The sequence below is a fragment of the Streptomyces sp. SN-593 genome (assembly GCF_016756395.1).
GTDB classification, from domain to species: domain Bacteria; phylum Actinomycetota; class Actinomycetes; order Streptomycetales; family Streptomycetaceae; genus Actinacidiphila; species Actinacidiphila reveromycinica.
Genome location: NZ_AP018365.1, coordinates 5,599,162 through 5,624,535 on the forward strand (window position 1 = coordinate 5,599,162; position 25,374 = coordinate 5,624,535).

Below are 25,374 nucleotides of genomic sequence, written 5' to 3' on the forward strand. Positions count from 1 at the left end.
CCGGGTCGTCCGTGGGTGGTTCGACACCGCAGGGAGGTGCGGGTGCCGGGCGCAGTGGGCCCGGCAGGATCCGCCGGACAGGAACCAGGGGAACCGGGAGCACTCGCCGCCGGCAGCCCCGCGGGCCGGGGCGGGCCCTCAGAGCCCGGCGGCCCCCGCCGGACACGCCTCAGCCGCGCTGCCACCAGTGGCGCCTGCGGCGGGGGGCCAGCGCGTGGATCGCGGAGCGCAGTTCGGCGAAGGTGACCACGGTCGCCGGTGCGTCCGGGCCGCCCGCGCCCGGCAGCGCGACCCCCAGGCACAGCAGTTTCAACTGCTCGTCGGGCAGCGGCAGGGCGGCGAAGACCGGCGCGCCGTCGAAACCGGTGGGCAGCGGGTCCGACCAGGTCAGCGGGGCGTCGGGGGCCGCGCGGCGCACCTCGCCCGGCAGCAGGGACTGCGGCCGGTCCGGGTGCGCGGACGTGCCGCTGTCGTCGGCCGCGTGCCCCAGGACGTAGGCCGGCAGCGGCCCCTCGCCGAGCGCCGCGATGTCCTCGGCCCGCGCGGCGAGCCCGTCGGTGACCTCCTGGGTGTCCCAGCGCCAGCCCTTGCGTTCGGCGTGCAGGTGCAGGTCCACGGTGGGCATCACCGCGACGCCGAGGTCGCCGAGCACCGTCCAGCGCTTGGCGAAGCCGGCCATCACCAGCTCGTCGAGGGGCTGTTCGGGGTCGGTGAGGTCGCCGCGCAGCGTCCACTGCCCGATCTCGAAGCGGGTGCGGGGCGCGGCCGTGACGAGGTACTGCCGGATCACCTCGTGGTCGCCGCCGGTCTCGATCAGGTCGTTGTACCAGAACGCGGTGGCGAAGCTGCGGTCCGCGCGGGCCGCCTGGAACGGCAGCGTGGCGCGCACGGCGATCTGCAGCACGGAGTCCGGGACGAGGCCCCCGGTGACCCCGACCGCCGCGGAGCGGGCGAAGCCGGGCTCGCCGGGGTCCGCTCCGGCGCCGCCGTGGCCGGTCCCGGGCCGGACGGCCGCCTCGCCGCTGTCGTCGCCGTCGGCTGCGGTGTCCGGTGCGGGCGCCGCCCCGACGGGTCCCGCTGCCGCGGTCGCACCGCCGGCGCCGGCTTCGGGATCGTCGGGGGCGGCCGGGCTCGGCGCGGGGATCTCGGGCAACTCGGGGGTCTCGGGCACAGCCCGGACCCTACTACTCGCCACCCGGCGGCCGGTTCGCGCCCACCGGAGCCGGGTCGAGCGGCACCACCGCGGTCAGCGTGAAGCCGCCGTCCCCCGCGCGGGAGGTGCGCAGGGTGCCGCCGGCCAGCACCAGCCGCTCACCCAGCCCGGTCAGCCCGTTCCCCGCCGGGCGGGAGTGATCCGGCCCGCGTCCGTCGTCGGACACCGTCAGCGTCGCGTTGCCCCCGCCGGTCTCCAGTGCCACCACGCAGGTCGCCGCGCCGCTGTGCCGCACCACGTTGGTCGCCGCCTCGCGCAGCGCCCAGGCGAGCGCGCCCTCCGCTGCCGGGGTGAGGCCGTCCACCCGCTCGGGGACGTGCAGCCGGGCCGAGACGCCCGCCGCGGCCAGCGCGCTGCGGGCCGAGACGACCTCGGTGGCCAGCGTCGGGCGCCGGTAGCCGCTGACCGCCTCGCGCACGTCCACCAGCGCCTGGCGGCTGACCGACTCGATGTCGAAGACCTGCCGGGCCGCGTCGTGCGGCCGGTCCGGCAGCATCCGGCCGGCCAGTTCGCTCTTGAGGGTGATCAGGGAGAGCGAGTGCCCGAGCAGGTCGTGCAGGTCGCGGGCGAGCCGCAGCCGCTCCTCGGTGGCGGCGAGCTGGGCCACGGTGTCCCGGGCGGCCCGCAGCTCCCGCATGGTGCGCACGAGCTGCTGCACGCCGATCATCGCGAAGCCGCCGAGCAGCGCGGGCAGCAGCAGTTCCGGGTAGAGCGAGGCGGACCGGTCGACGACCAGCGCGGTCGCGACGAGCAGGCCGGCCGACAGGGGGACCGCCCACCGCGAGTGCCTGCCCGGCAGGGCGGCCCCGCACGCCACGGAGACGTACACGTACAGCACCAGCCAGTCCTTGCCGAGCGTGAGCGACAAGGTCAGCGACAGCGCCGCCAGCCCGACGAGCGTCGCGTGCACCCAGGGGGCGGGCGGCTCCGGGTCGCTGGTGCGGAAGAGCGCCAGCACCAGGTACGCGCCGACGAAGGCGGCCAGGCCGAGGGCGGCGGGCACGACGACGGCCGCCGGGTGGCCGCCGTCGACCAGGTCGCCCACCGGCGAGCCGAGGTAGGCGAGCCAGACGCCGATCCACATCAGCTTGATCAGCGCCTGCCTGCGGGTCTCGGGCGGCCGCCCCATCGGGCTGGTGTCGGCCTCCTCCACCTCCCGCCGCCACTGCGGCCACGCCTCGCCGGTCATACGGGTCACGCCTTCCGGGTGTCCTTGCGGTAGAGCCAGGCCGCCGCCCCCGCGAAGAGCAGCAGGTAGACGATCAGGACGGTGACGTCCTTGGCGTGCGGGGAGCTCCCCACCTCGATCGCCTGGCTCACGGCCACGTACGGCCGCGCCGGGAGGTAGCCGGCGAGGTTCTGCAGCCACTGCGGGAAACTGTAGATCGGCACCCACAGACCGCCGAGGACCGCCAGGCCGAAGTAGAAGAGCATGGACACCGGCCGGGCCACGTCCGCGGTGGCCAGGTAGCCGATCGCCACCCCGAGCGCCGCGAAGACCAGGCTGCCGGCCCAGGTGCTGAAGGCGATCGCCACCCACTGCCAGGCGTCCAGCCGGACGTCCTTCACGGTGCCGCCGATCAGCAGCACCACCAGGATCGAGGGCAGGCTGACGGTGGCCGCGGAGGCGACCTTCGCGGTGACGTAGCCGCGGCCGGGCAGCGCGGTCAGCCGTAGCTGGCGCACCCAGCCCTTCTCCCGCTCGCGGGCGATCCGCTCGGCGTTGCCCATCAGCACCGCCGTCATCGCGCCGAACGCGGCCATCGAGACCATCAGGTAGGCCACCGCCGACAGCCCGTGGCCCCCGACCGTGTCGCCCTTCTTGTAGCTCAGGCCGACCGCCAGGAACAGGAACGCCGGGTACAGCACCGAGAAGAACATGAACTTGCGGTTCCGCAGGGTGCGGGTGATCTCCAGCCGGATCAGCGTCGTCATCGCCGTCCCGCCTCCTCTGCGCTGGTCGCGGCGTCGGTGATGGCGAGGAACGCCTGCTCCAGGCCGAGCCCGGCGACCTCCAGGTTGCGCGGGTACAGGCCCAGCCCGTAGACCGCGTGCACGGTGGCGTCCGCGTCGTCGGAGCGGATGCGCACGGTCGGGCCGGTCACGTCCAGGCCCACCACGTTCGGCAGCGCGCGCAGCGCCGCCTCGTCGACGGCGCCGGCCAGGTCGAAGGTGATCCGGCGGGCCCCCGCGCGCGCCTTGATCTCGGCCGCCGTGCCGTCCGCGATCAGCCGGCCCCGGTGCAGGACCAGCACGCGGTCCGCGATCGCGTCCGCCTCCTCCAGGTAGTGCGTGGCGAACAGCACCGTACGGCCCCGGTCGACCTGGGCGCGCATCGTCGCCCAGAACGCCTGCCGCGCGCTCACGTCCATGCCCGTGGTCGGCTCGTCGAGCACGATCAGGTCGTTCTCGCCGGCCGTGGCCATCGCGAACCGGACCCGCTGCTCCTGGCCGCCGGAGAGCTTGTTCACCTTCCGGTCCCGGATTCCGGTGAGGTCGGCGGCGGCCAGCACCTGGTCCACCGGGTACGCCCTCGGGTGCAGGTCGCAGGCGAGCGCGACCAGTTCGCGCACGGTGACCTCCTCCATCAGCCCGCCGCTTTGGAGCATCGCGCCGAGCCGCCCCTTGGCGATGGCCTGCGCCGGGGTGGAGCCGAACACCCTCACCTCCCCCTGGTCGGCGTTCTTCAGGCCGAGGAGCAGGTCGAGCGCGGTGGACTTGCCGGCGCCGTTGGGCCCGAGCAGCGCCACCGTCTCGCCGGGGTGCAGTTCCAGGCTCAGTTCGGCCACCGCGCGTACGGCCCCGAAGCTCTTGCCCACGTCCCGGAAGCTCACCACGGCTTCCCCCGGGGCCCGGCCCCCGCCCTGTGCCTGCGTGTTCGTGCTCACTGATGGTGCGGTCATGGCACCACTGTCCCGCGCCGGGCGGGTCCGGCGGCAGTGCGCCCGGTCGTGACATCCGCATGACAGATGTCATACGGTCCGGCGCCGGGCCGTACGGTGCCGGCCGGGTGCGCCCCGCCACCCGGCCCGGGTGCCCGGTGCGGGCCGCCCGATCGGCCGAGCCGGTGCGTGACCCGCCGTGCGGGCCGTCGTTGAGCGGGCATGACCAGCCCTGAGCCCCTGCCGATCCCCGTCGCCGCAGCCCTGGAGGCGGCGGACGCGGGGAACACCGAGGACTTCCTCGCCGCGTTCGCCCCGGACGGCGCGGTGGACGACTGGGGCCGCGTCTTCCGCGGCCACGACGCCATCCGGCAGTGGAGCGACGCGGAGTTCATCGGCAAGCAGGTCACCCTCCGGGTCACCGGCACCCGCACCGACGACGGCACCACGACCGTCTCCACCCGGGTCGGCGGGAACGGCTTCAACGGCCTGTCCGACTTCGCCTTCACCGTCTCCGGCGACCACGTCGAGCTGATGCGCATCACCGGGTGACCGCCCGCCCCGGGTCCGGACCCCGCCCCGGGTCCGGACCCCGCCCGGGTCCGGATCCGGCCGCGGGAGCCGCTAACCTGCCGGGGTGACGGGGATCATCCGGGTTCTGCTGGCCGACGACCAGTCGATGGTCCGGGAGGCGCTGGCCACGCTCCTCGGCCTTGAGGAGGACATCGAGGTCGTGGCGCAGGTCGCGCGGGGCGACGAGGTGGTGGCCGCGGTGCTGGAGCACCGGCCCGACGTGGCGCTGCTCGACATCGAGATGCCCGGGCTGACCGGTATCGAGGCGGCCGGCCGGGTCCGCGAGGCGGCTCCGGCGGTGAAGGTCGTCATCGTGACCACCTTCGGCCGGCCCGGGTACCTGCGGCGCGCGATGGAGTCGGGCGCGCAGGCGTTCCTCGTGAAGGACGCGCCCGCCTCCCAACTCGCCGACGCGGTGCGGCGGGTGCTGGCCGGCGAGCGCGTGATCGACCCCTCGCTGGCCGCGGCCGCGCTGGCGGAGGGCGCGGACCCGCTCACCGGACGCGAACGCGAGGTGCTCAACGCCGCCGCCGACGGCTCGGTCAACGCGGAGATCGCGCGGCGGCTGCTGCTGTCCGAGGGCACCGTGCGGAACTACCTGTCCACCGCCATCCAGAAGACGGGCGCCCGCAACCGGGCGGAGGCGGTGCGGATCGCCCGTGAGAAGGGCTGGCTCTGACCCCTTCGGGCGCCCCTGCCCGCGGGGTCAGTTCAGCCGGGCCCGCGCCGCACGCGCCTGCGTACGGATGGCGGCCGCGGTCTCCGGGTCGAACGAGCCGATCACCTCGGCGTACTCCTCCATCTCCGCGGCGCCGCCCAGGAAGTCGCCCATCTGCACCAGCACCTGCGCCCGCTCGTAGCGCAGCCGCGCCGGGTGGCGGGGGAGGAGCAGCGTCAGGTCGAGGGACCACAGTTGGACGGGGAGCCGCTCGGGCCGCGGCGCCGCCCAGGCCCGGATGTTGTTGAGCACGCGGCGGACGATGTCGAGCGTGTCCGCGGCGGCGGGGGCGTACGGCGCGGGCCCGCCCGTACGCCCGCGGACGCCGCCGAGCGCGCCCGCCGTCAGCCGCTCGGCGTCCGGCCCGGACAGCACGCGTCCCGCGTCGAACGGATCGACCAGGACGTACGGTGCCGGGCCCGTCCCGCCCTCCGGCCCGAACCGCCCGCCGTCCGGATCCAGGTCGCCCAGCGCCACCACGAAGTGCCCGGGCAGCCCCACCCCGTGGACCGGCGCCCCCGCGCGCCGTGCCACCTCCATCCACACCACCGACAGCAGGATCGGCAGGCCGCGCCGCCGCCGCAGCACCTCCTGGAGCAGCGACGACGACAGCCGCCCGTAGTCCGAGGGCGTGCCGTGGAAGCCGTGCCCGGCGCCCAGCACCCGGCCGAGCCCCCGCGCCCACTCCAGCGGGGTGGCCGCACCGTAGGGGAGCAGCCCGGCCAGCCGGTCCAGCTCGATCTGGGCGAGGTCGGCGACCGGGCCGTCCAGCGCGGGGTCGGCCTCCGCGCCGATCAGCAGGCACAGCTCCGCCAGGTCGGGCCGCTCCTCGCGGGCGGCGGCGGCGAACCGTTCGCGTACCGAGGACGTCATGCCGGGGAGCGCCGGTAGTGGTAGCGGTGGTGGTCGGTGAAGCCCAGCCCGTCGTAGAGCGCCCGGGCGGCGGCGTTGTCCGCCTCCACCTGGAGGTAGGCGGCCCGCGCTCCCTCGTCGTACGCCCGGCGGGCCAGCGCGCCCATCACCGCGGTGGCCAGGCCCCGGCGGCGCTGCCCGGGCGCCACCTCGACCGCGCCGAACAGCACCCAGGGCCCCTCGACGACGGCCCGGCCGATGGCGCCGGGCGCGCCGGCGAACCACACCGACGGACCGCCGGAGACCACCCGGAGCGCGGCGTCGGCGAGTTCGCCGGTGCGGTGGTAGGCGGCGAGCCACGCCGCGTCCGGCGCCCGGGACAGCTCCACGCCGGCGCCCGGCGGCTCCGGCAGGTCCGTCAGCGGCCCCAGCGGCGCGGTACGCACCAGGGTGTCCGCCTCGTGGGTCCACCCCGCGCGCGCCACCTCGTCCGCGTAGGGAGAGGAGTCGGGCACCTGGAGGAGCGGCGCGAGGCCGCGCTCCCGGTACCAGCGGGTGACGGCCGCCAGGGCCCGGGGCAGCGGCACGCCCGGGTCGCCGGTCACCAGCACGGAGTTCGCCCGCCGGGTGAAGCCGCCCGCCGCGCGCAGCGTCCACCCGCCCAGCGGCGCCGACTCCACCGCCGGCCAGGCCCGCGACGCCACCGCCTCGATCTCCTCGGCGGTCACCACCGGGACGCCGGACCCACCGGCGTCTCCTGCCCTACCGGTCCCGTACGCCCCTTCCGACACGCCCGGCGCCACCGCCGCTCCCGCCCCTCGCCCGCCGGCGCCGCGCCGCTCGGGCGCGGGCGGCACCACCTTCCCCGCCACCAGCGTCTCCTCCCCGATCCGCACCGTCTCCCCGGTCCGCCGAGTGACGCAGACCACTCCCGTATCCCAGGATGCGAGAACACCGACCGTATCGGTGAACGTAGGATGCCCGTCGGTAACCTGGATCACCTGGCGGACCGAGACGCGTTTTCCCACGTCAGCGGGGGTGATCCGGATTTCGAGTCGAACCCCGGACGAGAAATCCCCTGGCATGCGTGCCCCTCCTGTTCGGAACGTGCCCAGGAACGGAGATACTAGGTGCGGGCATCGACGACGCCGCGCTCCCGCGCGAGATGAGCCCTACCGAGGAGGAACGACAGCGTGACCTACGTCATCGCGCAGCCTTGTGTCGACGTCAAGGACAAGGCGTGCATCGAAGAGTGCCCGGTCGACTGCATCTACGAGGGCTCACGGTCCTTGTACATCCATCCGGACGAGTGTGTCGACTGCGGCGCGTGTGAGCCGGTTTGCCCGGTCGAGGCGATCTTCTACGAGGACGACACCCCGGAGGAGTGGAAGGACTACTACAAGGCCAACGTGGAGTTCTTCGACGAGCTCGGCTCGCCGGGCGGGGCCTCGAAGCTCGGGCTCATCGAGCGCGACCACCCCTTCGTCGCGGAACTGCCGCCGCAGAACCAGTGACCCGGTGACCGACCCCCGGAGCTGACGACCGCCGGGCCCCGTAGCGGCAGCGCCGCTGTCGGGGCCCGGTGTGCTGTGCCACCGTACGAACCACCTGCGAGAGTGAGCCCGTTGAGCATCTCCGCCCGCCTTCCGGTCTTCCCCTGGGACCGCCTGGAGCCCTACCTGGACACGGCGGCCGCGCACCCCGACGGGGTGGTCGACCTGTCCGTCGGCACTCCGGTGGACCCCGTCCCCGAGGTGATCCGGCAGGCGCTGGCCGCCGCCGCGGACAGCCCCGGCTACCCGCTCACCTACGGCACGGCCGCGCTGCGGGAGGCCGCCGCGCAGTACCTGCGGGAGTGGCACGGCGTCAGCGGGGCGGCCCCGGCGCACATCCTGCCGCTGATCGGCTCCAAGGAACTGGTCGGCTGGCTGCCCACCCTGCTCGACCTCCGGGAGGGCGACCAGGTCGGCTACCCCGCGCTCGCCTACCCGACCTACGAGATCGGGGCGCTCATCGCCCGCGCGGGGGCGGCCCGCTACGACGACCCGGTCGCCGACCTCGACCCGGTCCGGACCCGGCTGCTCTGGCTCAACAGCCCCTCCAACCCGACCGGCCGCGTGCTTCCGGCCGCCGAACTGCGCCGGATCGTGGCGTGGGCCCGCGAGCACGGCATCCTCGTCGTCTCCGACGAGTGCTACATCGAACTGGGCTGGGAGGGCACCGAGCCGGTCTCCGTGCTGCACCCCGACGTCTGCGGCGACAGCCACGACGGGCTGGTCGCCGTGCACTCCCTGTCCAAGCGGTCCAACTTCGCCGGCTACCGGGGGGCCTTCCTCGCCGGCGACCCCGCGGTCGTGGCGGAACTCCTCGGGGTGCGCAAGCACGCGGGGATGATCGTTCCCCAGCCGGTGCAGGCGGCGATGACCGCCGCGCTCGGCGACCGTGCGCACGCGGTGGAGCAGAAGGAGCGGTACGCCCGGCGCCGCGCCGCGCTGCGCGGCGCCTTCGAGGCCGCGGGATTCCGGGTCGAGCACAGCGAGGCCAGCCTCTACCTGTGGGCGACCCGGGACGAGGAGTGCTGGCAGACCGTGGGGGACCTGGCCAAGCACGGCGTCCTCGTCGCCCCCGGCGAGTTCTACGGTCCCGCCGGACGGAACTTCGTCCGCGTCGCCTTCACCGCCACCGACGAGCGCGTGGCCGCGGCGGTCTCCCGCCTGGGCTGACCCTCCGGCGCGGGTGGTCCGCCGCTTCGGGGACCACCCGCCGGGGCGGGCCAGCGGCGGGCCGCCTCCAGGAGGCGAGGGTGCGCCGTCGCCGGGGCGCCCTCAGGAGGTGACGGTGATGCGGACCACCGTGTCGGCGGCCGGCGCGGACGCCCCCGCCGCCTTCGTGCCGCCCTTGTCCGCCACCTTCTGCCACCCCTTGCCGGACTTCGCCGCCTGCCAGCGCACGTCGCCGAAGGCCACCTGTTCCACCTTCAGGTCGTGCGCGTGCGCCACCGCCCACTGCGCCACCTGCCAGCCGCGCTGCTCACCCTGGCCCGCAGCGGCGGTCCCCGACGGGACGGAGGGCACCGCGACCGTGCGCGGCAGGCTGTCGTCGTGCGGCTTCACCTGGCCGCCGAACTCCCGCTCCAGCCGCGCCGTCACCTTCGCGGGGTCGCCCAGCCGCCCGCCGGCGCTGTAGGCGGTGTCCGCGCCGGTGGTGCAGCTCAGCGCCCCGCTCTCCTGCCCGGTCAGCGCGGCGGCCAGGGAGGTGGCGTCCTGCTCGTGCTGCGCGTACGCCTCCGGGTAGCCGCTGCGCTGCACCTCCTGCGCCGCCACGGTCACCGGGAGCTTGGTGTACCCCTGGATCTTGACCAGGCTGTCGTAGAACGCGTTCGAGGCGTAGACCGGGTCCTGGATTTGCTGGACGGTGCCCCAGCCCTGGGACGGGCGCTGCTGGAAGAGCCCGAGGGAGTCGCGGTCGCCGTGGTCGAGGTTGTGAAGCTGGGACTCCTGGAGCGCGGTGGCCAGCGCTATCGTCACCGCGCGTTCGGGCAGGCCGCGGGACATCGCCACGGCGGCGATCGTCGCGGCGTTGCCCGCCTGGTCCTGGTCGAGGTCCAGGTCGTTGCCGTCGGTCTTGACGGTGCAGCCGGCGGCGGCCGGGTTGTTGCCGATCTCGACGCGGTAGGCGATGTAGCCGCCGACGGCGAGCAGCACGACGAGTCCGGCGGTCAGGCGCAGGCCGCAGCCGCGCCTCTTCTTCTCGTTCGCGGGGGACGGCGCATCGGGCACGCCCGAACCATACCGAAGTCGGGGCCCGCTCCCCGCCCTTCCGCCCGCTCGCCCGTTGCCGGGCCGGCCGCCGGCGCGGCGCGGCACGGCCCTTAGGGTGGCGGGATGGGAAACGGTCTGGATCTTGAGCAGGACGTCGCCGCGCTGACGGCGCAGCTCGTGGACGTGCGGTCGGTGAGCCGGGAGGAGGGGGAGCTGGCCGACCTGGTGGAGGCGGCGCTGGCCGCGCTGCCGCACCTGCGGGTGGACCGGGACGGCCACGCGGTGGTGGCGAGGACCGGGCTCGGCCGGGCCGAACGCGTGGTGCTGGCTGGCCACCTGGACACCGTGCCGATCGCGGACAACCTGCCCTCGCGGCTGGACGCGGACGGCGTGCTGTGGGGCTGCGGCACCTCCGACATGAAGGCGGGCGTCGCGGTGCAGCTGAAGCTGGCCGCCGGCCTGCCGGCCCCCAACCGCGACCTGACCTTCGTCTTCTACGACGCGGAGGAGATCGCCGCCGAGTTCAACGGCCTGAAGCGGCTGGCCGACCGCCATCCGGACTGGCTCGCCGGCGACTTCGCGGTGCTGATGGAGCCCACCGACGGCCGGGTGGACGGCGGCTGCCAGGGCACCCTGCGGGTCCAGGTGCGGACCACCGGCCGCCGCGCCCACTCCGCCCGTAGCTGGCTGGGCGAGAACGCCATCCACAAGGCCGCCCCGATCCTGGCCCGGCTGGCGGCGTACGAGCCGCGCCGGGTGGAGATCGACGGCCTGGTCTACCCGGAGGGCCTGAACGCGGTGCTGATCGAGGGCGGCCACGCCGGGAACGTCATCCCGGACAGCTGCGCGGTCACCGTCAACTACCGCTTCGCGCCGGACCAGAGCGAGGACGAGGCGCTGGAGCGGGTGCGCGGGGTCTTCGACGGCTTCGAGGTGGTGCTCACCGACAGCGCGCCGGGCGCGCTGCCCGGCCTGTCGCAGCCGGCCGCGGCCGCGTTCGTCGAGGCGATCGGCACCCCGCCGGCCGCCAAGGAGGCGTGGACGGACGTCGCGCGCTTCTCCGCGCTCGGCGTGCCCGCGGTGAACTACGGCCCGGGCGACCCGACGCTCGCGCACACCCGTGAGGAGCACGTGCGGACCGCCGCCGTCCGGGAGGCCGAGCGCAAGCTGCGGCAGTGGCTCACCGCGTAGCCCCCGCGCCCTGTGGCCCCGCCTCCCGCCGGGCGTACGACGACGGCTGCGGCGCTTCGTCGTACGCCCGGATCATCCGTGTACGTCCCGGTATCGGGGCGTCCTCCGCCCTGCGATCCACCGCATCCGGCGCCGCACGCTCATCCGCCGGGGATCGCGGGACAGCCCTTACGCTGCGGGTATGACAACAGACGCGAACGACCCCGACGACGCGAAGGGGAACGCGGGTGACTGGCAGGACGTCGCGGCCGCGGCCAACGCCGCCGCCGAGGGCCGCCCGGAGGGCAAGGGCTGGCCGGAACGGCACACCGGTCCGGTGATCCGCCGACGGGGGCAGGTGCTGTCCGGCACCACCGACCAGCGGCTGCTGGACAGCCGCGGCGGCGCCGAGTGGGTGCACAGCGACCCGTGGCGGGTGCTGCGCATCCAGTCCGAGTTCGTGGAGGGCTTCGGCGCGCTCGCCGAACTGGGCTCCGCGGTCAGCGTGTTCGGCTCCGCCCGCACCCCGGTCGACTCCCGCGAGTACGACGCCGGGGTCCGGATCGGCCGCGCCCTCGCCGAGGCCGGCTTCGCCGTGATCACCGGCGGCGGCCCGGGCGCCATGGAAGCGGCCAACAAGGGCGCCCTCGAAGCCGGCGGCGTCTCCGTCGGCCTCGGCATCGAGCTGCCCTTCGAGCAGGGGCTCAACCCCTACGTCGACATCGGCGTCAACTTCCGCTACTTCTTCGTCCGCAAGACCATGTTCGTGAAGTACGCCCACGGGTTCGTGGTCCTGCCCGGCGGCTTCGGCACGCTCGACGAGCTGTTCGAGGCGCTCACCCTGGTGCAGACGAAGAAGGTCACGCGCTTCCCGATCGTGCTGTTCGGCAGCGAGTACTGGGGCGGCCTGGTCTCCTGGGTCCGCCAGACCCTCGTCGCCGAGGGCAAGGCGTCCCCGGCCGACCTGGAGCTCTTCCACGTCACCGACGACGTCGATGAAGCGGTCGAGCGGGTCACCAAGGAGAGCGCGTAAGGACGGCGCCCCTGACCCTCCGGGGTGGAACCGTCCCGGCCGCGGGGACCACCGACCGGGAGGGTCAGGCGAGCCCCCTGCGGGCCACCGCGGGGGCCCGGTGGCCCGCGATCGCGGCGACCATCTCCAGGACCTGCCGGGTCTCCGGCACCTCGTGCACCCGGTACACCCGCGCGCCGAGCCACGCCGAGACGGCGGTGGTCGCGAGCGTGCCGACCAGCCGCTCCCTGACGGGCCGGTCGAGGGTCTCTCCGACGAAGTCCTTGTTGGACAGGGAGACCAGCACCGGCCACCCGGTGGCCGTCATCTCGGGCAGCCGCCGCGTCGCCTCCAGCGAGTGGCGGGTGTTCTTCCCGAAGTCGTGCCCGGGGTCGATGAGGATGCCGTCGCGCCGCACCCCGAGCCCCGCCGCGCGCTCGGCGAGCCCGACCGTGACGTCGAGGATGTCGGCCATCACGTCCTCGTAGGCGACCCGGTGCGGGCGGGTCCGCGGCCGGGCGCCGCCCGCGTGGGTGCACACCAGCCCCACGCCGTACCGCGCGGCGACCTCGGCCAGCCGCGGGTCCACTCCGCCCCACGCGTCGTTGAGCAGGTCGGCGCCGACCTCGCAGACGGCCTCGGCGACCTCGTGCCGCCAGGTGTCCACGCTGATCACGACGTCGGGGTGGCGCCGCCGCACCTCCGCGACGAAGCCGACCGTGCGCCGGATCTCCTCCCCCGCCGACACCTCCTCGCCGGGACCGGCCTTGACCCCGCCGACGTCCACGATCGCGGCGCCCTCGTCCACGACCCGCGCGACCCGTTCGAGCGCCGGCTCGTCGGTGAAGGTGGCCCCCTGGTCGTAGAACGAGTCGGGCGTGCGGTTCACGATCGCCATGATCACCGGCTCCCGCTCACCGAATTCCCGGCTGCCCAGCCGAAGTCCCACGGTCACTCCTCATCTCAGACTCATGCGATCGTGGCACGATCGTGCCTGACATGGAGGACCTGCCGATCCGGACGGCAGGTCCCTGGGCCGTACCCCGGGAGATCGAGTGTTCTGGTTCATGCTCATCGCGCTGGTCGCGGTGGTCGCCGCGGTGGCGCTGGCCGTGCTCGGCGACGGCGGCGCGCTGGCGGACGCCCAGCCCGACCGGCTCGAGGACCGGCTGCCCCCCGACCGTCCGCTGGCCCGCGCCGACGTGGACGCGGTCCGGCTGCCGGTGGGCCTGCGCGGCTACCGGATGGTCGACGTGGACGAGGTGCTGGAGCGGCTCGGCGCGGAGCTGGCCGAGCGCGACGCCCGGATCGCCGAGCTGGAGGCCCACCTCGCCGGCGTCCAGGCGGGCGCGCACCGCCACGGCACCCCCGCCGCCGGCGGGCCGGCCCCGGAAACGGCCCCGGAGGGCCCGTACGGCGGCGGGGAGGGCTTCGGCCGGGGATACGGCCGGGAGTACGGCCAGGAGCCCGGTGCGGGCCCCGGCGACGCCTACGGGCAGCCGCCCGCGCCCGGTGCCGACGGCCGCCCGGGCGGCGCCGGTGAGTGACGGCGCCGCCCTCGCGGGCCCCGACGGGCTGCTCCGCTGCCCCTGGGGGCTGTCCACTCCCGACTACGTGGACTACCACGACACGGAGTGGGGCAAGCCGGTGCACGGCGACGACGCGCTCTTCGAGCGGATCTGCCTGGAGGCGTTCCAGTCCGGGCTGTCGTGGATCACGATCCTGCGCCGCCGCGAGACCTTCAGGACCGCCTTCCGGCGTTTCGCCATCGACGAGGTCGCCGCCTTCACCGACGAGGACCGCACCAGGCTGCTCGCCGATCCCGGGATCATCCGCAACCGCGCCAAGGTCGACGCGGCGATCTCCAACGCGGCCGCCGCCCGCACCGTGCGCGAGACCCATGACGGCGGCCTCGACGCCCTGATCTGGTCCTTCGCACCCGACCCGGCGACCCGCCCGGCCCCCCGCACCCTGTCCGACGTCGCGGCCACCACCCCGGAGTCCACCGCGCTGTCCAAGGACCTGAAGAAGCGCGGCTTCCGCTTCGTGGGCCCCACCACCGCCCACGCGCTGATGCAGGCGTGCGGCCTGGTCAACGACCACCTGGCGGACTGCGCGGCCCGCTGACCGCCGCGGCCCGGGCCCGGGCCCGGTCCCGCGGCGGCTCGCGCGGGCCGCCCGCGGTGGTTCCCGGGCCCGGCCCGCGGCGAGCCCCGCGGCCCGTCAGCGGCCCTCGAAGTGCGGCTTCCGCTTGGCGACGAAGGCCGCGACGCCCTCCCGGTGGTCCGCCGACCCGCCCGCCCGCGCCTGGAGCACGTCCTCGCGGGCCAGCGTCTCCTCCAGCGTGTGCGACGCCCCGTAGGCCAGTGCCTCCTTGATCGCCGCGTACGCGACCGTCGGGCCGTCGGCGAGCCGCCGGGCGACCGCGACCGCCGCCTGCGCCAGCTCCTCCGCCGGGAGCACCCGGTGCACCAGGCCGAGCTCCAGCGCCTCCTGCGCGGGCACCGACCGCGGGAACAGCAGCAGTTCCGCCGCCCGCGCCTGGCCGACCAGCCGCGGCAGCGTCCACGACATCCCCGAGTCCGTGGACAGCGCCACCCCGGCGAACGCGGTGGTGAAGGACGCGGTGTCCGCCGCGAGCCGGTAGTCCGCGGCGAAGGCGAACCCCGCCCCCGCGCCGGCCGCGGCCCCGTTGACCGCGGCCACCACCGGCTTCGGCATGGTGGCCAGCGCGGTGGTGATCGGGTTGTAGTGCTCGGCGACCGTCGACAGCCCGCCGCCCGCCTCCAGGGTCGCGACGTGCTCCTTGAGGTCCTGCCCCACGCAGAAGGCCCGGCCCCGGGCGGTGAGCAGCACGGCGCGCACCGCCCGGTCGGAGCCCGCCGCGACCAGCGCGTCCCGCAGCGCGTCCTTCGTCCCCGTGTCGAGCGCGTTCATCGCCTCCGGCCGGTTCAGGGTGACCGTCGCCAAGCCGTCCTCGACCTCGTACAGCACGCTCTCGCCCATGCCAGAACCCCTTCGTCGCGGCAAGTGTCCTGGCCAGGATGCCGGACCGGCCGACCGCCCGACATGTGACGTACGTCAAACCGCGCAGCGCCTCCGAGCCGTCCGGCCCGCCGGAATAGCCGGTTTTGGGGGATCGGAATGTACAACGGGGTGCTACGGCTATTGGTCATCGGGTCGACTGATGCGGGATAATGGCCGAGAACCAATGTGTTCGAGTCCGAGCTGGTTTCAGGAAGGGGAACGAGCATGGCGGCCATGAAGCCGCGGACGGGTGACGGCCCGCTCGAGGTGACCAAGGAGGGGCGGAGCATCATCATGCGCGTTCCGCTGGAGGGTGGCGGGCGGCTTGTCGTCGAGCTGACCCCGGACGAGGCGGACGCCCTGGGCGACGCGCTGAAGAAGGCCATCGTCTGAGACCAGCGGTCCGAAACCACCACGGCCACGTACGTCGATCCGCGTACGTGGCCGTGCGCCTTTTCCGGGGCGGGCGTCAGGCGCGGCGCACCGCGCACAGCAGTCCGTCGTCGGTGGGCAGCAGCACCGGGGCCAGCCGCGGGCTGTCGCGTACCGCGCGCATCAGCTCGCGCAAGTGCACGGACTCCGCGTCCTGGTGGGCGGCGTCCAGCGCGCGGCCCTGGGCGAAGGTCCCCTCGAAGCAGAGCACGCCGCCCGGGCGCAGCAGCCGCAGCGACTCGTCGAGGTAGGCCAGGCACTCCAGCCGGTCGGCGTCGCAGAAGACCAGGTCGTAACCGCCGTCGGTGAGCCGGGGCAGCACGTCGAGGGCGCGGCCGCAGATGAAGCGGGCCCGGTTCGCCGCGATCCCGGCCTCGCGGTACGCCTGGCGGGCGAGCTGCTGCCGGTCGGGCTCGGAGTCCACGGTCGTCAGCACCCCGTCGGGCCGCATGCCGCGCATCAGGTGGATACCGGAGACGCCGGCGCCGGTGCCGATCTCCACCACGGCTTTCGCGTCGCAGGCGCCGGCGAGCAGCCGCAGGGCCGCGCCGGTGCCGGGGGAGACCGCGCGCAGCGCGGCCGCGTGCGAGCGGGCGCGCGCGTCGACCAGGGCGTCGTCCTCGGCCACGAACGCGTCCGCGAACGCCCAGCTCGCCTGCCGGTTGCCGATGATGGCCGCTCCCCTTGTCCGGTGTTCTCCTTGCAATTGCGCCGACCGGGCGACTGTATCCGCTGCCGACGGGAACCTGCTGATGGGACCGGGCGTTAGACAGCACGGGTGGCAACAGCCCCCGGCGGGGACGGAGCACAAGCCCCCTTCCCGCTTCGGCAGCAGCGCACTTATCCGGAACTAACGGGCGAGGTGGATATGGTAGGGGCTCTACTGGAGACCACCAGAGCCGACAGGGGAGGTGCGGCTGTGACCGGTGACCGGGGAATGCTCGACCGCTTCCGCAAGTCCACCGGACAGCCCAAATCCGTGACCGACACCGCTGATGACAGTTCACGCACGACCGACTCCGCGACCGCGACCGCGACGTTCGCCACCGACGGAGACGGCCCGACGTGGACGCCTCCTTCCTGGGAGGAGATCGTCAGCACGCACAGTGCCCGGGTGTACCGGCTGGCCTACCGCCTGACCGGGAACCAGCACGACGCGGAGGACCTCACCCAGGAGGTCTTCGTGCGGGTCTTCCGCTCCCTGTCCACCTACACGCCCGGCACCTTCGAGGGCTGGCTGCACCGCATCACCACGAACCTCTTCCTGGACATGGTGCGGCGCCGCCAGCGCATCCGTTTCGACGCCCTCGGCGACGACGCGGCGGAGCGGCTGCCCAGCCGCGAGCCGTCCCCGGCGCAGCACTTCAGCGACACCCACTTCGACGCGGACGTCCAGCAGGCGCTGGACACCCTCGCGCCGGAGTTCCGTGCCGCCGTGGTGCTCTGCGACATCGAGGGGCTGTCGTACGAGGAGATCGCCGCGACGCTCGGGGTGAAGCTGGGCACCGTGCGGAGCCGCATCCACCGCGGCCGCTCGCACCTGCGCAAGGCTCTGGAGCACCGGGCGCCCGGAGCGCGCCCGGCGCCCGCACTCGCTGCCACCGCACCCAAACCCCTGGAGGGCGGCAGAGCGTGAGCAGCAGCGGTTCAGGCGAGCAGCACCGTCCCCAACGTCCTGCACCCGCCGAGCAGCACCTCGGTGACCGACTCGCCGCCTTCGTCGACGGCGAACTCTCGGACGACAGCCGGGACCGGGTGATGGCCCATCTCGCGACATGCGCACAGTGTAAGACCGCTGCTGCCGAGCAGCGGCGGCTCAAGAGCGTGATCGCCGGCTCGGAGCTGCCGGCCATCTCGGCCGGCCTGCTGGCGCGCCTCCAGGGCCTGCCGGCGATGGACGGCGAGGACGGACCGGGCGGCCCGACCCGCCCCCGGGGCCTGTCGGCCGACGAGGCGGGCGGCCCCGGCCACCGCCGCGGCCCGTTCGACGGCGGCTTCTTCGGTTCGCGGCCCCCGGTGCCCGATCCGGTGCTCTCCGACCCGGGCGGTCCGGACGCCGACCGTTCCGGCTCGGGCCTGGCCCGGTCCGGGGGCGCGCGGCGCGAGGAGTACTCCTTCCTCGGCCCGGCCGCCGACCTGGTGCCCGCCGGTGACGGCCGCGGCCGCGGCTTCCGGGTCCACGACAGCACCTCCCGCGGGCGCCGGTTCGCCTTCGCCGCCGCCGGCGCCTTCTCGATGGCGGCGATCGCCATCGGCAGCGCGCTGCCGATGGAGGCGTCGATGGACGGCGGTGCCCGACCCGACGACGGCCCCGCGGTCAGCCCGCTCAGCGCCGGCCAGGTCTCCGACACCCGCGGGAGCATCCCGCGCGGGGTGCTCGGCGCGGAGCGCGAGGAGCAGCAGCGGCGCGGGCGGACGGTGCTCGCCTCCGCCACGTCCGTCCCGTTGATAGCGCCGGTCCAGCAGGCGTCGGACCACTCGTTCCCGTTGCGCTGAGCGGTGGTCCGGCACCCGGGCCCGGCCGGTGCCGGCCCGGGGTTCCGCCAGGCGGCGGCATAGTGTTGGCCACAGCCACTCCCGTATCGCCTGCTCGGGCAGGTACCGTGAATTCCGCCGGTCCCCGCCCACGCCGGCCGTGGACGTCACAAGGAGCTGCAAGGTGTTCTTCGACATAGGCCCGCTGGAGCTGGTCGCGCTCGTCGTCCTTGCGGTGCTCGTCTTCGGTCCGGACAAGCTGCCCAAGCTCATCCAGGACGCCATGGCGTTCATCCGGAAGGTGCGGGAGTTCTCCGACAGCGCCAAGGAGGACATCCGCCGCGAGCTGGGTCCGGAGTTCAAGGACTTCGAGTTCGAGGACCTCAACCCGAAGACCTTCATCCGCAAGAACCTGATCAACAGCGAGAACGACGAGTACGGACTCGGCGAGCTGAAGGACCTCGGCAAGAGCCTCGACCTGCGCAAGGACCTCGACGTCACCGACCTGCGCAAGGACATGGCGGAGGTCACCGACGCGGTCAACGGGGTGAAGACGGGCGTCAACGGCTCGTCCGCCGCGTCAGCCTCCTCGGCGGCGTCCGCCGGGTCGGGTGCCGCCGGGGCCGGGGCCGCGGAATCCGGTGGCACCCCGGACCGGCTGAGGAAGCCGGGAGCCGAGGAGCCGCCGCCGTTTGACACCGACGCGACCTGACCGGCGCCGCGTCAACCCGAATCCGCAATTTCACCCGATTGCATGGCCGTTGTCCGTGTGTTCGGCGTCACCCCGCGCCGTTTCGCGTCCCGAAACCGCCCATGGTCGGGCAAGATGACATGTCGCCCAGGAGGGCGGTCATCGAGGAGGCGCGACCCATATGGAGACGAAGACCGGCACGCGACAGGGGGCGGTCGAGGGCTACCTGTCGGCCGACTTCCCCTGGTACGGGCTGGACCAGGCGTTCACCGGGCCCCGGTGGCTCGGCCAGCTCGGCGCCGGCGCGGACGGGACCGTCGAACACGGGGCGATCGGACACGGCGACGAGCCCTCGCTCAAGGCCGAGGCCGCCGACCCCGAGGGGCAGAAGTTCGCGGTCGTGGTGACCGTCGCCGAGCGCCCGCTGCGGCGCAGCGCGGACGGCACCGGCGTCATGGAGGCCACGTCGGTCTCCTCCGCGGCCTGGCTGGCCGGCTCGGGGCTGCTGTCGGCGACCTGGCCCACCCGGATGGACCGCGCGCTGCGGCAGGACTGGCTCGACCAGCAGATCTCGGCGGCGTGGGAGCTCGCGGACGAGCTGACCGGGGCCGGCTGGTCCTCGCTCACCCTTCCGGTCGACGGGGTGCCGACCGCCTTCCACTACCGCGAGTCGGAGTACGGCTGGGTGATGGCCGGGTCGGCCTCCGGGGTGCACCTCGGCGCCTACGGCCGCAACCTCTCCGCCTACGGCCTGGCCCTGGCGGCCGTCCCCGACCTCTCGGCGTACGCGGGATAGCGGCAACGGCCCGGGTCGGGTACCCCGATCTGCCCGGGTACCCCGATCTTCCGGGGTTCCCCGGGGCCGGCGGGACCGACCCCGGGGAGACCGGTCAGAACTTGTTGCGGGGGGTGATCCCGAGGGACATCCCCGCCAGCCCGCGCGAGCGGTTCGTGAGCTTGCCGGCGATGCCCCGCAGCGCCGCGCCCGCCGGGGAGTCGGGCGCCGCGAGCGTCACCGGCGTGCCGTCGTCGCCGCCCTCCCGCAGCCGCACGTCGATCGGGATGCGGCCGAGCACGGGCACCGTCGTCCCGGTGGTGCGGGACAGCCCCTCGGCCACCCGGTCACCGCCGCCGGTGCCGAACACCTCGACGACCTCGTCGCAGTGCGGGCACGGCATGCCCGCCATGTTCTCCACGACGCCGACGATCTTCTGGTGGGTCTGCACGGCGATCGACCCGGCCCGCTCGGCGACCTCCGCCGCCGCCTGCTGCGGGGTGGTCACCACCAGGATCTCCGCGTTCGGCATGAGCTGCGCGACCGAGATCGCGATGTCGCCGGTGCCGGGCGGCAGGTCCAGCAGCAGGACGTCGAGGTCGCCCCAGTACACGTCCGCGAGGAACTGCTGGAGCGCGCGGTGCAGCATCGGCCCGCGCCACACCACCGGCGCGTTGCCCGGGGTGAACATGCCGATCGAGATGACCTTCACGCCGTTCGCCGACGGCGGCATGATCATGTTCTCGACCTGGGTGGGGCGGCCCTCCGCGCCGAGCATCCGCGGCACGCTGTGCCCGTAGATGTCCGCGTCGACCACGCCGACCTTCAGGCCGTCGGCGGCCATCGCGGCCGCGAGGTTGACCGTCACCGACGACTTGCCGACGCCGCCCTTGCCGGAGGCGACCGCGTAGACCCGGGTCAGCGAGCCGGGCTGGGCGAAGGGGATCTCCTTCTCGGCCTGGCCGCCGCGCAGCGAGGCCGCCAGCTCCCGGCGCTGCTCGTCGCTCATCACGTCCAGCTCGACCCGTACCGAGGTCACCCCGGCCACGCCCTCGACGGCGGCGGTGACCCGGCCGCTGATCTCGTCCCGCATCGGGCAGCCGGACACGGTGAGGTAGACGGTGACGGCGACGGAGCCGTCGTCGGCGATGTCCACGGATTTCACCATGCCGAGCTCGGTGATCGGCTTGTGGATCTCCGGGTCGTCAACGGTCGCCAGGGCGGCGCGTACGGCGTCGTCGGTGGGGGTGCCGGTCGGAGTCGAACCGTGCAGAGCGGTAGCCATACGCACGAGGATACGGCGGACCGGAGCGGCCCTTCAGCGGCCCCGGCCGTCGCCTTCGTCACGGGTCGGCCGCTGCCGGTCGGCGCCCTGTCGGCCGGTGCCGTGCCGGTCGGCGCCCTGCCGGCCGGTGCCGTGCCGCTCGGTGCCGTGCCGTTCGGATTCCTGGCGCCGCTCCTCGATCTCCTTGACCAGGTCCTGCAGCTCCGAGCGGATCCAGTCCCGGGTGGCGACCTCGCCCAGGCCCATCCGCAGCGCGGCCACCTCGCGGGTCAGGTACTCGGTGTCGGCGATGCTCCGCTCGTTCTGCTTGCGGTCCTGTTCGAGGTTCACCCGGTCCCGGTCGTCCTGCCGGTTCTGCGCGAGCAGGATCAGCGGCGCCGCGTAGGAGGCCTGGAGCGAGAGCATCAGGGTCAGGAAGATGAACGGGTAGTGGTCGAACTGGATGGCCCGCGGCGCGAAGACGTTCCACAGCACCCAGACGATGATGATCACCGTCATCCAGACGATGAACCGCCCGGTGCCCAGGAACCGCGCCACCCGCTCGGAGAGCTTGCCGAACGCGTCCGGGTCGTAGGACGGCAGCAGGCTGCGGCGCGGCTCGCGCGGCTGGTCCAGCCGGTTCTTGCGGGGGCGCCCGGTCGCCGTCGCGCCCGAGGGGTGGCGCGTGCGCTCGCGCTCGTCAGCGGCCATCGGGTGCCTCCGCGCGCTCGTCCGCCCCGCGGCCGTCGGCGCCGTCGTCCGGCTCGGTACCGTCCTCAGCGCCGTAGGCCGCGGTCTCCCGCCAGTCGTCGGGCAGCAGGTGGTCCAGCACGTCGTCCACGGTCACCGCGCCCAGCAGCGAGCCGCTGTCGTCGACCACGGGCGCCGAGATCATGTTGTACGTGGCCAGGAAGCTGGTCACCGACGGCAGCCCGGTGTCCGGCTCCAGCGGTTGCAGGTCGGTGTCCACGATCGAGCCGAGCAGCGTGAACGGCGGGTCGCGCAGCAGCCGCTGGAAGTGCACCAGGCCGAGGTACTTGCCGGTCGGGGTGTCGTCCGGCGGCCGGCACACGTACACCTGGGCGGCCAGCGCCGGGGACAGGTCGGGGTTGCGGATGCGGGCCAGCGCGTCGGCGACCGTCGCGTCCGGGCGCAGCACGATCGGCTCGGTCGTCATCAGCCCGCCCGCGGTGCGCTCCTCGTACGACAGCAGCCGCCGCACGCCCGCGGCCTCCTGGGGCTGCATCAGGGTGAGCAGGCGCTCCTGCTCGTCGGGCGGCAGCTCGGCGAGCAGGTCGGCGGCGTCGTCGGGGTCCATCGCCTCCAGCACGTCGGCGGCCCGCTCCTCCTTCAGCTTGCCGAGGATCTCCACCTGGTCGTCGTCCGGCAGCTCCTCCAGGACGTCGGCGAGCCGGTCGTCGTCGAGGGCGGCGGCCACCTCGCCGCGGCGCTTGGGCGACAGGTGGTGCAGCACGTTCGCCAGGTCGGCCGGGCGCAACTGCTCGAAGGTCGCCACCAGGTTCTCCGCGCCCTGGCCCTCCTCGGCGAGCGAGAACCCGCTGACCACCGACCAGTCCACGGTCAGCGCCTCGCCCCGGCGCCGCAGCGCCCTGCCCCTGCCGCGCCGGACGAAGACCTTGTCGATCTCCCAGTCCCGCCGGGAGGGCAGCTGCGTCATCGACACGTCGAGCACGGTGACCTCGACGGAGGGCGCCTGTCCGGCGGCGGAGCGGGCCGCGGCGGCGGGCGTCTCGGCGGGGGAGCCCGACTCGTCCGTGGCCAGCCGCACCCGGCGGTCCAGCAGCTCGCCCAGCACCAGCGTCTCGGTCGGCCGCTGCTCGAAGCGCCGCATGTTCACCACGCCGGTGGTGATGACCTGCCCGGACTCCACGCCGGTGACCCGCGTCATGGGCAGGAAGATCTGCCGCCGGCTGACCACCTCGACCACCAGGCCGAGCACCCGCGGCGGGCGACCGCGGACACGCAGCATCACGACCACGTCGCGCACCCGTCCGACCTGGTCGCCGTTCGGATCGAAGACGGCGACCCCGGCCAGGTGCGAGACGAAGACCCGGGGGGCTCCTGCCGCCATGTCGGTGGCCTCCTACGGTCCGCGGTGGGCTGCTCCGGTGGGCTGCTCCGGTGCCGGCGGGACGCACCCGCCGCACCGCCACAGGCTACTCCGGGCCGATCTTGCCCGCCCCGCGGGATGGTCCCCGGGAGTAACCCTGCGGTAGCTTCGGGGCGGCCCGCAGCCGCCGTCCCTGGAGGAACCACCCGTGCACCACGGCCGCAGGACACTCGCCGCCGCCCTGACCGTCCTCGGCGCGGGCGGCCTGCTCACCGGCTGCCTCGGCCTCGGCGGCGACCCCGACGCCGGCACCAACGGCGTCGGCAAGCTCCCGGCGGCGACCATCGAGCAGAAGGCGAAGTCCGCGGCCGCGGGAGCCACCGCGGTCCGGCTGGCCGGCACGGTGGTCAGCGGCGGCCGCACCTACCGCCTCGACATGCGGCTGCGCGGCAACGGGGGCGTCGGCGAGGTCAGCAGCAAGGGCGACACCTTCCAACTGCTGCGCGTCGGCGACGACCTCTACCTCAAGGCGGGAGCCGACTTCTACGGCGACGGCGGCACCGACGAGGACAGCAAGGCCGCGGCCCAGAAGCTCAACGGCAAGTACGTCAAGGTGCCCACCACCGACCCGTCCTACCAGCAGTTCTCCGGGTTCACCGACAAGAAGACGCTGCTCGCCGACCTGTTCGTGCTCGACGGCGAGGTCAGGACCGGTGCCCACCGCAAGGTCGGCTCCACCAGGACCATCGCGCTGGACGGGTCCAAGGGCGGGTCCCTGGACATCTCCCTGAAGGGCTCGCCGTACCCGCTGCGCTACGAGCGGGCGGGCGACGCGGGCACGCTGACCCTCTCGGACTGGGGCCAGGACTTCACCCTCGCCGCCCCCGCCAAGTCCGAGGTGCTGGACTACGGCAAGACCGTCGGCAAGTAGCGCGCGCCGCGCCCGGGCGGGGGCGGTCAGGTCCGGCGGCGCCGGGCCAGCAGCTTCGGCAGGCCCGCGGGAGCCGGCCGGCGGGTGGTCGCGGAGGTGGCGGGGGGCACGGCGGCGCCCGAGGAGTCCGGCATCGCGCCCGGGTGCTCCGGCACGCTCCCGGTCGGCGCCAGCCGGAAGACCCGGCACTCGGCCGCCCACCGCGACGGCACCGCCTCGGCGTCGACCGCGTTCAGCCGCTTGCCCTTCAGCTCGGCGACGGCCGCCTCCCAGGGCTCGCCGTGCGGCGCCAGCACCTCCACCCGCGCCGACCAGGTGACCAGCCGGCCGCCCTTGTCCTTGCTGCGGGCGGTCACGGTCGCCGTGCCGCCGTCCGCCAGGTCCGGCACCGGCTGCTCGCCGGGCCCGGCGACCAGGTGCAGGCCCCCGTCCAGCCACAGGTGCCACACGGCCTGGCCGTTGACCCAGACCAGCCCGGACTTCTTCGCGGCCTCCTCCACCAGCGCGGCCAGTTCCTCGTCGGCGGAGGGCTCGGCGGACGGCGCGGGGGAGGGCTGCGTGGACGGCGTCGACATGTGCCCAGGCTAGCGGCGGCGGTCGGCGAGGATCACGAGGGCCAGCCCCCCGAGGATCACCGCGAGCGCCGGGTAGGCGGCCGCCGGCGGGGTCTGGCCGAGCCACAGGCCCGCGATCAGCGCGGCACCCGGGGTCTCCAGCAGGATCGCGGTCGAGGTGGTGGACGGTCCCAGGCCGCGCACCACCCGGTTCAGCAGCGAGTGCCCCAGCAGTTGCGCCGCGACCGTCAGCGCCGCGATCTTCAGCCAGGTCCGCCCGTCGTACCCGCCCAGCGCCGACCCGGAGACCAGGCACGCGCACAGCAGCGCCACCGCCGTGGTCGTGTAGCAGACGAAGGTGTAGGCGGTGGTCGTCGCGGTGCGCCGCACCTCGGAGCCGAGCAGCATGTAGACCGCCGCGGCGAGCCCGGCGCCGAGCGCCAGCGCGTCGCCGGCCAGGGCCCGCCCGTCGGTCGACAGGTCGAGTCCGGTGAGGATCAGCACGCCGACGACGGCGAGCGCGGTGCCGCCCCACACCAGCCGGGGCGGGCGGTGGCCGCGCAGCCGCAGGATCAGCGTGGTCCAGATCGGGGTGGTGGTGACCAGCGCGGTCGAGGTGGCCACCGACGTCATGCCCAGGCTGGGCAGCCACAACCCGAAGTGCGCGGCCAGCACCAGCCCGGCGAGCACCGACAGGCCGGTCGCCCGCCGGCCCATCCGCCGCAGTTCGCCCCGGTGCCGCCACAGCGCCACCGGGGTGAGCACCCCCACCGCCATCGCGTTGCGCCAGAAGGCGATCGCCAGCGCGGGGGCGGCCGTGGCCGCTATCAGCGGCGCGGACAGCGACACCCCGGAGATCGCCACGGCCAGCAGCGCCAGGTCCACCCCGCGCCCGCCCTCGGACGCGCCCGCCTGTGCCGTCGACGCGGCGGCGGGTCGGGCGGCGGTCTGCTCGGGAGTGGTCACCGCACAA

The 25,374-nt window shown here is 74.5% G+C and carries 29 protein-coding genes; 14 read left to right on the forward strand and 15 right to left on the reverse strand.

Features of this window, described 5'->3' with window-relative positions:
- Positions 1-169: 169 nt before the first annotated feature.
- The 4 genes from RVR_RS23850 to RVR_RS23865 are packed head-to-tail and all read right to left on the reverse strand — an operon-like array spanning position 170 to position 4,116.
- On the reverse strand, positions 170-1,171 hold the full coding sequence (locus tag RVR_RS23850) for a hypothetical protein (RefSeq protein WP_202235901.1): 1,002 nt from the start codon (positions 1,169-1,171) through the stop codon (positions 170-172).
- 13 nt (positions 1,172-1,184) lie between these two features.
- Positions 1,185-2,402: a sensor histidine kinase gene (locus tag RVR_RS23855; RefSeq protein ID WP_237405388.1), complete on the reverse strand. Its 1,218-nt coding sequence runs from the start codon at positions 2,400-2,402 to the stop codon at positions 1,185-1,187.
- A gap of 5 nt (positions 2,403-2,407) precedes the next feature.
- Positions 2,408-3,148, reverse strand: coding sequence for an ABC transporter permease (locus tag RVR_RS23860; RefSeq protein WP_202235902.1), 741 nt, complete (start codon positions 3,146-3,148; stop codon positions 2,408-2,410).
- A complete protein-coding gene (locus tag RVR_RS23865; RefSeq protein WP_202235903.1) occupies positions 3,145-4,116 on the reverse strand; it encodes an ABC transporter ATP-binding protein in 972 nt (323 codons plus the stop codon). Before RVR_RS23865 ends, RVR_RS23860 begins: the two co-directional genes overlap by 4 nt.
- Positions 4,117-4,317: 201 nt before the next feature.
- Between RVR_RS23865 and RVR_RS23870 the strand changes: the two genes are divergently transcribed.
- Complete coding sequence (locus RVR_RS23870; RefSeq protein WP_202235904.1) at positions 4,318-4,647, forward strand: nuclear transport factor 2 family protein; 330 nt, start codon at positions 4,318-4,320, stop codon at positions 4,645-4,647.
- Between the two features lie 85 nt (positions 4,648-4,732).
- Complete coding sequence (locus tag RVR_RS23875) at positions 4,733-5,347, forward strand: response regulator transcription factor (RefSeq protein WP_202235905.1); 615 nt, start codon at positions 4,733-4,735, stop codon at positions 5,345-5,347.
- A gap of 27 nt (positions 5,348-5,374) precedes the next feature.
- Here RVR_RS23875 and RVR_RS23880 read toward each other — a convergent pair whose 3' ends face one another.
- Positions 5,375-6,259, reverse strand: a complete 885-nt coding sequence (locus RVR_RS23880; protein ID WP_202235906.1) for a transglutaminase family protein — start codon at positions 6,257-6,259, stop codon at positions 5,375-5,377.
- Positions 6,256-7,323, reverse strand: a complete 1,068-nt coding sequence (locus tag RVR_RS23885) for a GNAT family N-acetyltransferase (RefSeq protein ID WP_202235907.1) — start codon at positions 7,321-7,323, stop codon at positions 6,256-6,258. The genes RVR_RS23880 and RVR_RS23885 overlap by 4 nt, the downstream gene beginning before the upstream one ends.
- Positions 7,324-7,431: 108 nt before the next feature.
- On the opposite strand from RVR_RS23885, the gene fdxA reads away from it, so the two are divergent.
- Positions 7,432-7,752, forward strand: a complete 321-nt coding sequence (fdxA, locus tag RVR_RS23890) for a ferredoxin (protein WP_040248668.1) — start codon at positions 7,432-7,434, stop codon at positions 7,750-7,752.
- A 111-nt stretch (positions 7,753-7,863) separates the two neighbouring features.
- A complete protein-coding gene (gene dapC / locus RVR_RS23895) occupies positions 7,864-8,961 on the forward strand; it encodes a succinyldiaminopimelate transaminase (protein WP_202235908.1) in 1,098 nt (365 codons plus the stop codon).
- Positions 8,962-9,063: 102 nt separating this feature from the next.
- Here dapC and RVR_RS23900 read toward each other — a convergent pair whose 3' ends face one another.
- Positions 9,064-10,017: a VldE C-terminal domain-containing protein gene (locus RVR_RS23900; protein WP_237404929.1), complete on the reverse strand. Its 954-nt coding sequence runs from the start codon at positions 10,015-10,017 to the stop codon at positions 9,064-9,066.
- Positions 10,018-10,122: 105 nt separating this feature from the next.
- Between RVR_RS23900 and dapE the strand changes: the two genes are divergently transcribed.
- Both dapE and RVR_RS23910 read left to right on the forward strand, forming a co-directional pair.
- Positions 10,123-11,190, forward strand: a complete 1,068-nt coding sequence (gene dapE, locus RVR_RS23905; protein ID WP_202235910.1) for a succinyl-diaminopimelate desuccinylase — start codon at positions 10,123-10,125, stop codon at positions 11,188-11,190.
- Positions 11,191-11,371: 181 nt separating this feature from the next.
- Entirely contained in the window at positions 11,372-12,202 is an 831-nt protein-coding gene (locus RVR_RS23910) for an LOG family protein (protein WP_202235912.1), read from the forward strand.
- Positions 12,203-12,266: 64 nt separating this feature from the next.
- Here RVR_RS23910 and folP read toward each other — a convergent pair whose 3' ends face one another.
- Complete coding sequence (folP, locus tag RVR_RS23915) at positions 12,267-13,079, reverse strand: dihydropteroate synthase (RefSeq protein WP_202239040.1); 813 nt, start codon at positions 13,077-13,079, stop codon at positions 12,267-12,269.
- Between the two features lie 157 nt (positions 13,080-13,236).
- On the opposite strand from folP, the gene RVR_RS23920 reads away from it, so the two are divergent.
- Positions 13,237-13,728, forward strand: a complete 492-nt coding sequence (locus tag RVR_RS23920) for a DivIVA domain-containing protein (protein ID WP_202235913.1) — start codon at positions 13,237-13,239, stop codon at positions 13,726-13,728.
- Complete coding sequence (locus tag RVR_RS23925) at positions 13,721-14,308, forward strand: DNA-3-methyladenine glycosylase I (RefSeq protein ID WP_202235914.1); 588 nt, start codon at positions 13,721-13,723, stop codon at positions 14,306-14,308. Before RVR_RS23920 ends, RVR_RS23925 begins: the two co-directional genes overlap by 8 nt.
- A gap of 96 nt (positions 14,309-14,404) precedes the next feature.
- Here the strand turns inward: RVR_RS23925 and RVR_RS23930 are convergent, their stop codons facing one another.
- A complete protein-coding gene (locus RVR_RS23930; protein ID WP_202235915.1) occupies positions 14,405-15,187 on the reverse strand; it encodes an enoyl-CoA hydratase-related protein in 783 nt (260 codons plus the stop codon).
- A gap of 246 nt (positions 15,188-15,433) precedes the next feature.
- Between RVR_RS23930 and RVR_RS23935 the strand changes: the two genes are divergently transcribed.
- Positions 15,434-15,601 (forward strand): DUF3117 domain-containing protein, encoded by a 168-nt coding sequence (locus RVR_RS23935; protein ID WP_073493047.1) that lies wholly within the window; start codon positions 15,434-15,436, stop codon positions 15,599-15,601.
- A gap of 76 nt (positions 15,602-15,677) precedes the next feature.
- On the opposite strand, the gene RVR_RS23940 is transcribed toward RVR_RS23935, so the two are convergent.
- A complete protein-coding gene (locus RVR_RS23940) occupies positions 15,678-16,346 on the reverse strand; it encodes an O-methyltransferase (RefSeq protein ID WP_202235916.1) in 669 nt (222 codons plus the stop codon).
- A gap of 162 nt (positions 16,347-16,508) precedes the next feature.
- On the opposite strand from RVR_RS23940, the gene sigE reads away from it, so the two are divergent.
- The 4 genes from sigE (at position 16,509) to RVR_RS23960 (ending at position 19,602) form a co-directional block, all read left to right on the forward strand.
- On the forward strand, positions 16,509-17,276 hold the full coding sequence (gene sigE / locus RVR_RS23945) for an RNA polymerase sigma factor SigE (protein WP_202235926.1): 768 nt from the start codon (positions 16,509-16,511) through the stop codon (positions 17,274-17,276).
- Positions 17,273-18,136, forward strand: coding sequence for a zf-HC2 domain-containing protein (locus RVR_RS23950; protein ID WP_202235929.1), 864 nt, complete (start codon positions 17,273-17,275; stop codon positions 18,134-18,136). Before sigE ends, RVR_RS23950 begins: the two co-directional genes overlap by 4 nt.
- A gap of 163 nt (positions 18,137-18,299) precedes the next feature.
- Complete coding sequence (locus RVR_RS23955) at positions 18,300-18,827, forward strand: sec-independent translocase (RefSeq protein WP_202235930.1); 528 nt, start codon at positions 18,300-18,302, stop codon at positions 18,825-18,827.
- A gap of 160 nt (positions 18,828-18,987) precedes the next feature.
- Positions 18,988-19,602 (forward strand): hypothetical protein, encoded by a 615-nt coding sequence (locus tag RVR_RS23960; RefSeq protein WP_202235933.1) that lies wholly within the window; start codon positions 18,988-18,990, stop codon positions 19,600-19,602.
- Positions 19,603-19,696: 94 nt separating this feature from the next.
- Here the strand turns inward: RVR_RS23960 and RVR_RS23965 are convergent, their stop codons facing one another.
- Genes RVR_RS23965 through RVR_RS23975 form a run of 3 tightly spaced genes read right to left on the reverse strand, consistent with a single transcriptional unit; the run spans position 19,697 to position 22,937 of the window.
- The gene (locus RVR_RS23965) at positions 19,697-20,866 is read right to left on the reverse strand and encodes an Mrp/NBP35 family ATP-binding protein (RefSeq protein ID WP_202235935.1); all 1,170 of its coding nucleotides are present in this window, start codon (positions 20,864-20,866) and stop codon (positions 19,697-19,699) included.
- A 33-nt stretch (positions 20,867-20,899) separates the two neighbouring features.
- Positions 20,900-21,556, reverse strand: coding sequence for a DUF1003 domain-containing protein (locus tag RVR_RS23970; RefSeq protein WP_202235937.1), 657 nt, complete (start codon positions 21,554-21,556; stop codon positions 20,900-20,902).
- On the reverse strand, positions 21,546-22,937 hold the full coding sequence (locus RVR_RS23975) for a magnesium transporter MgtE N-terminal domain-containing protein (protein ID WP_202235939.1): 1,392 nt from the start codon (positions 22,935-22,937) through the stop codon (positions 21,546-21,548). The genes RVR_RS23970 and RVR_RS23975 overlap by 11 nt, the downstream gene beginning before the upstream one ends.
- Positions 22,938-23,124: 187 nt before the next feature.
- Between RVR_RS23975 and RVR_RS23980 the strand changes: the two genes are divergently transcribed.
- On the forward strand, positions 23,125-23,847 hold the full coding sequence (locus tag RVR_RS23980; protein WP_202235941.1) for a hypothetical protein: 723 nt from the start codon (positions 23,125-23,127) through the stop codon (positions 23,845-23,847).
- Positions 23,848-23,873: 26 nt separating this feature from the next.
- On the opposite strand, the gene RVR_RS23985 is transcribed toward RVR_RS23980, so the two are convergent.
- Both RVR_RS23985 and RVR_RS23990 read right to left on the reverse strand, forming a co-directional pair.
- The gene (locus RVR_RS23985) at positions 23,874-24,422 is read right to left on the reverse strand and encodes a hypothetical protein (RefSeq protein ID WP_237404930.1); all 549 of its coding nucleotides are present in this window, start codon (positions 24,420-24,422) and stop codon (positions 23,874-23,876) included.
- A 9-nt stretch (positions 24,423-24,431) separates the two neighbouring features.
- Positions 24,432-25,367 carry a DMT family transporter gene (locus RVR_RS23990; RefSeq protein ID WP_202235943.1) on the reverse strand — a complete coding sequence of 312 codons (936 nt, stop codon included), beginning with the start codon at positions 25,365-25,367 and terminating at the stop codon, positions 24,432-24,434.
- Positions 25,368-25,374 lie beyond the last annotated feature (7 nt).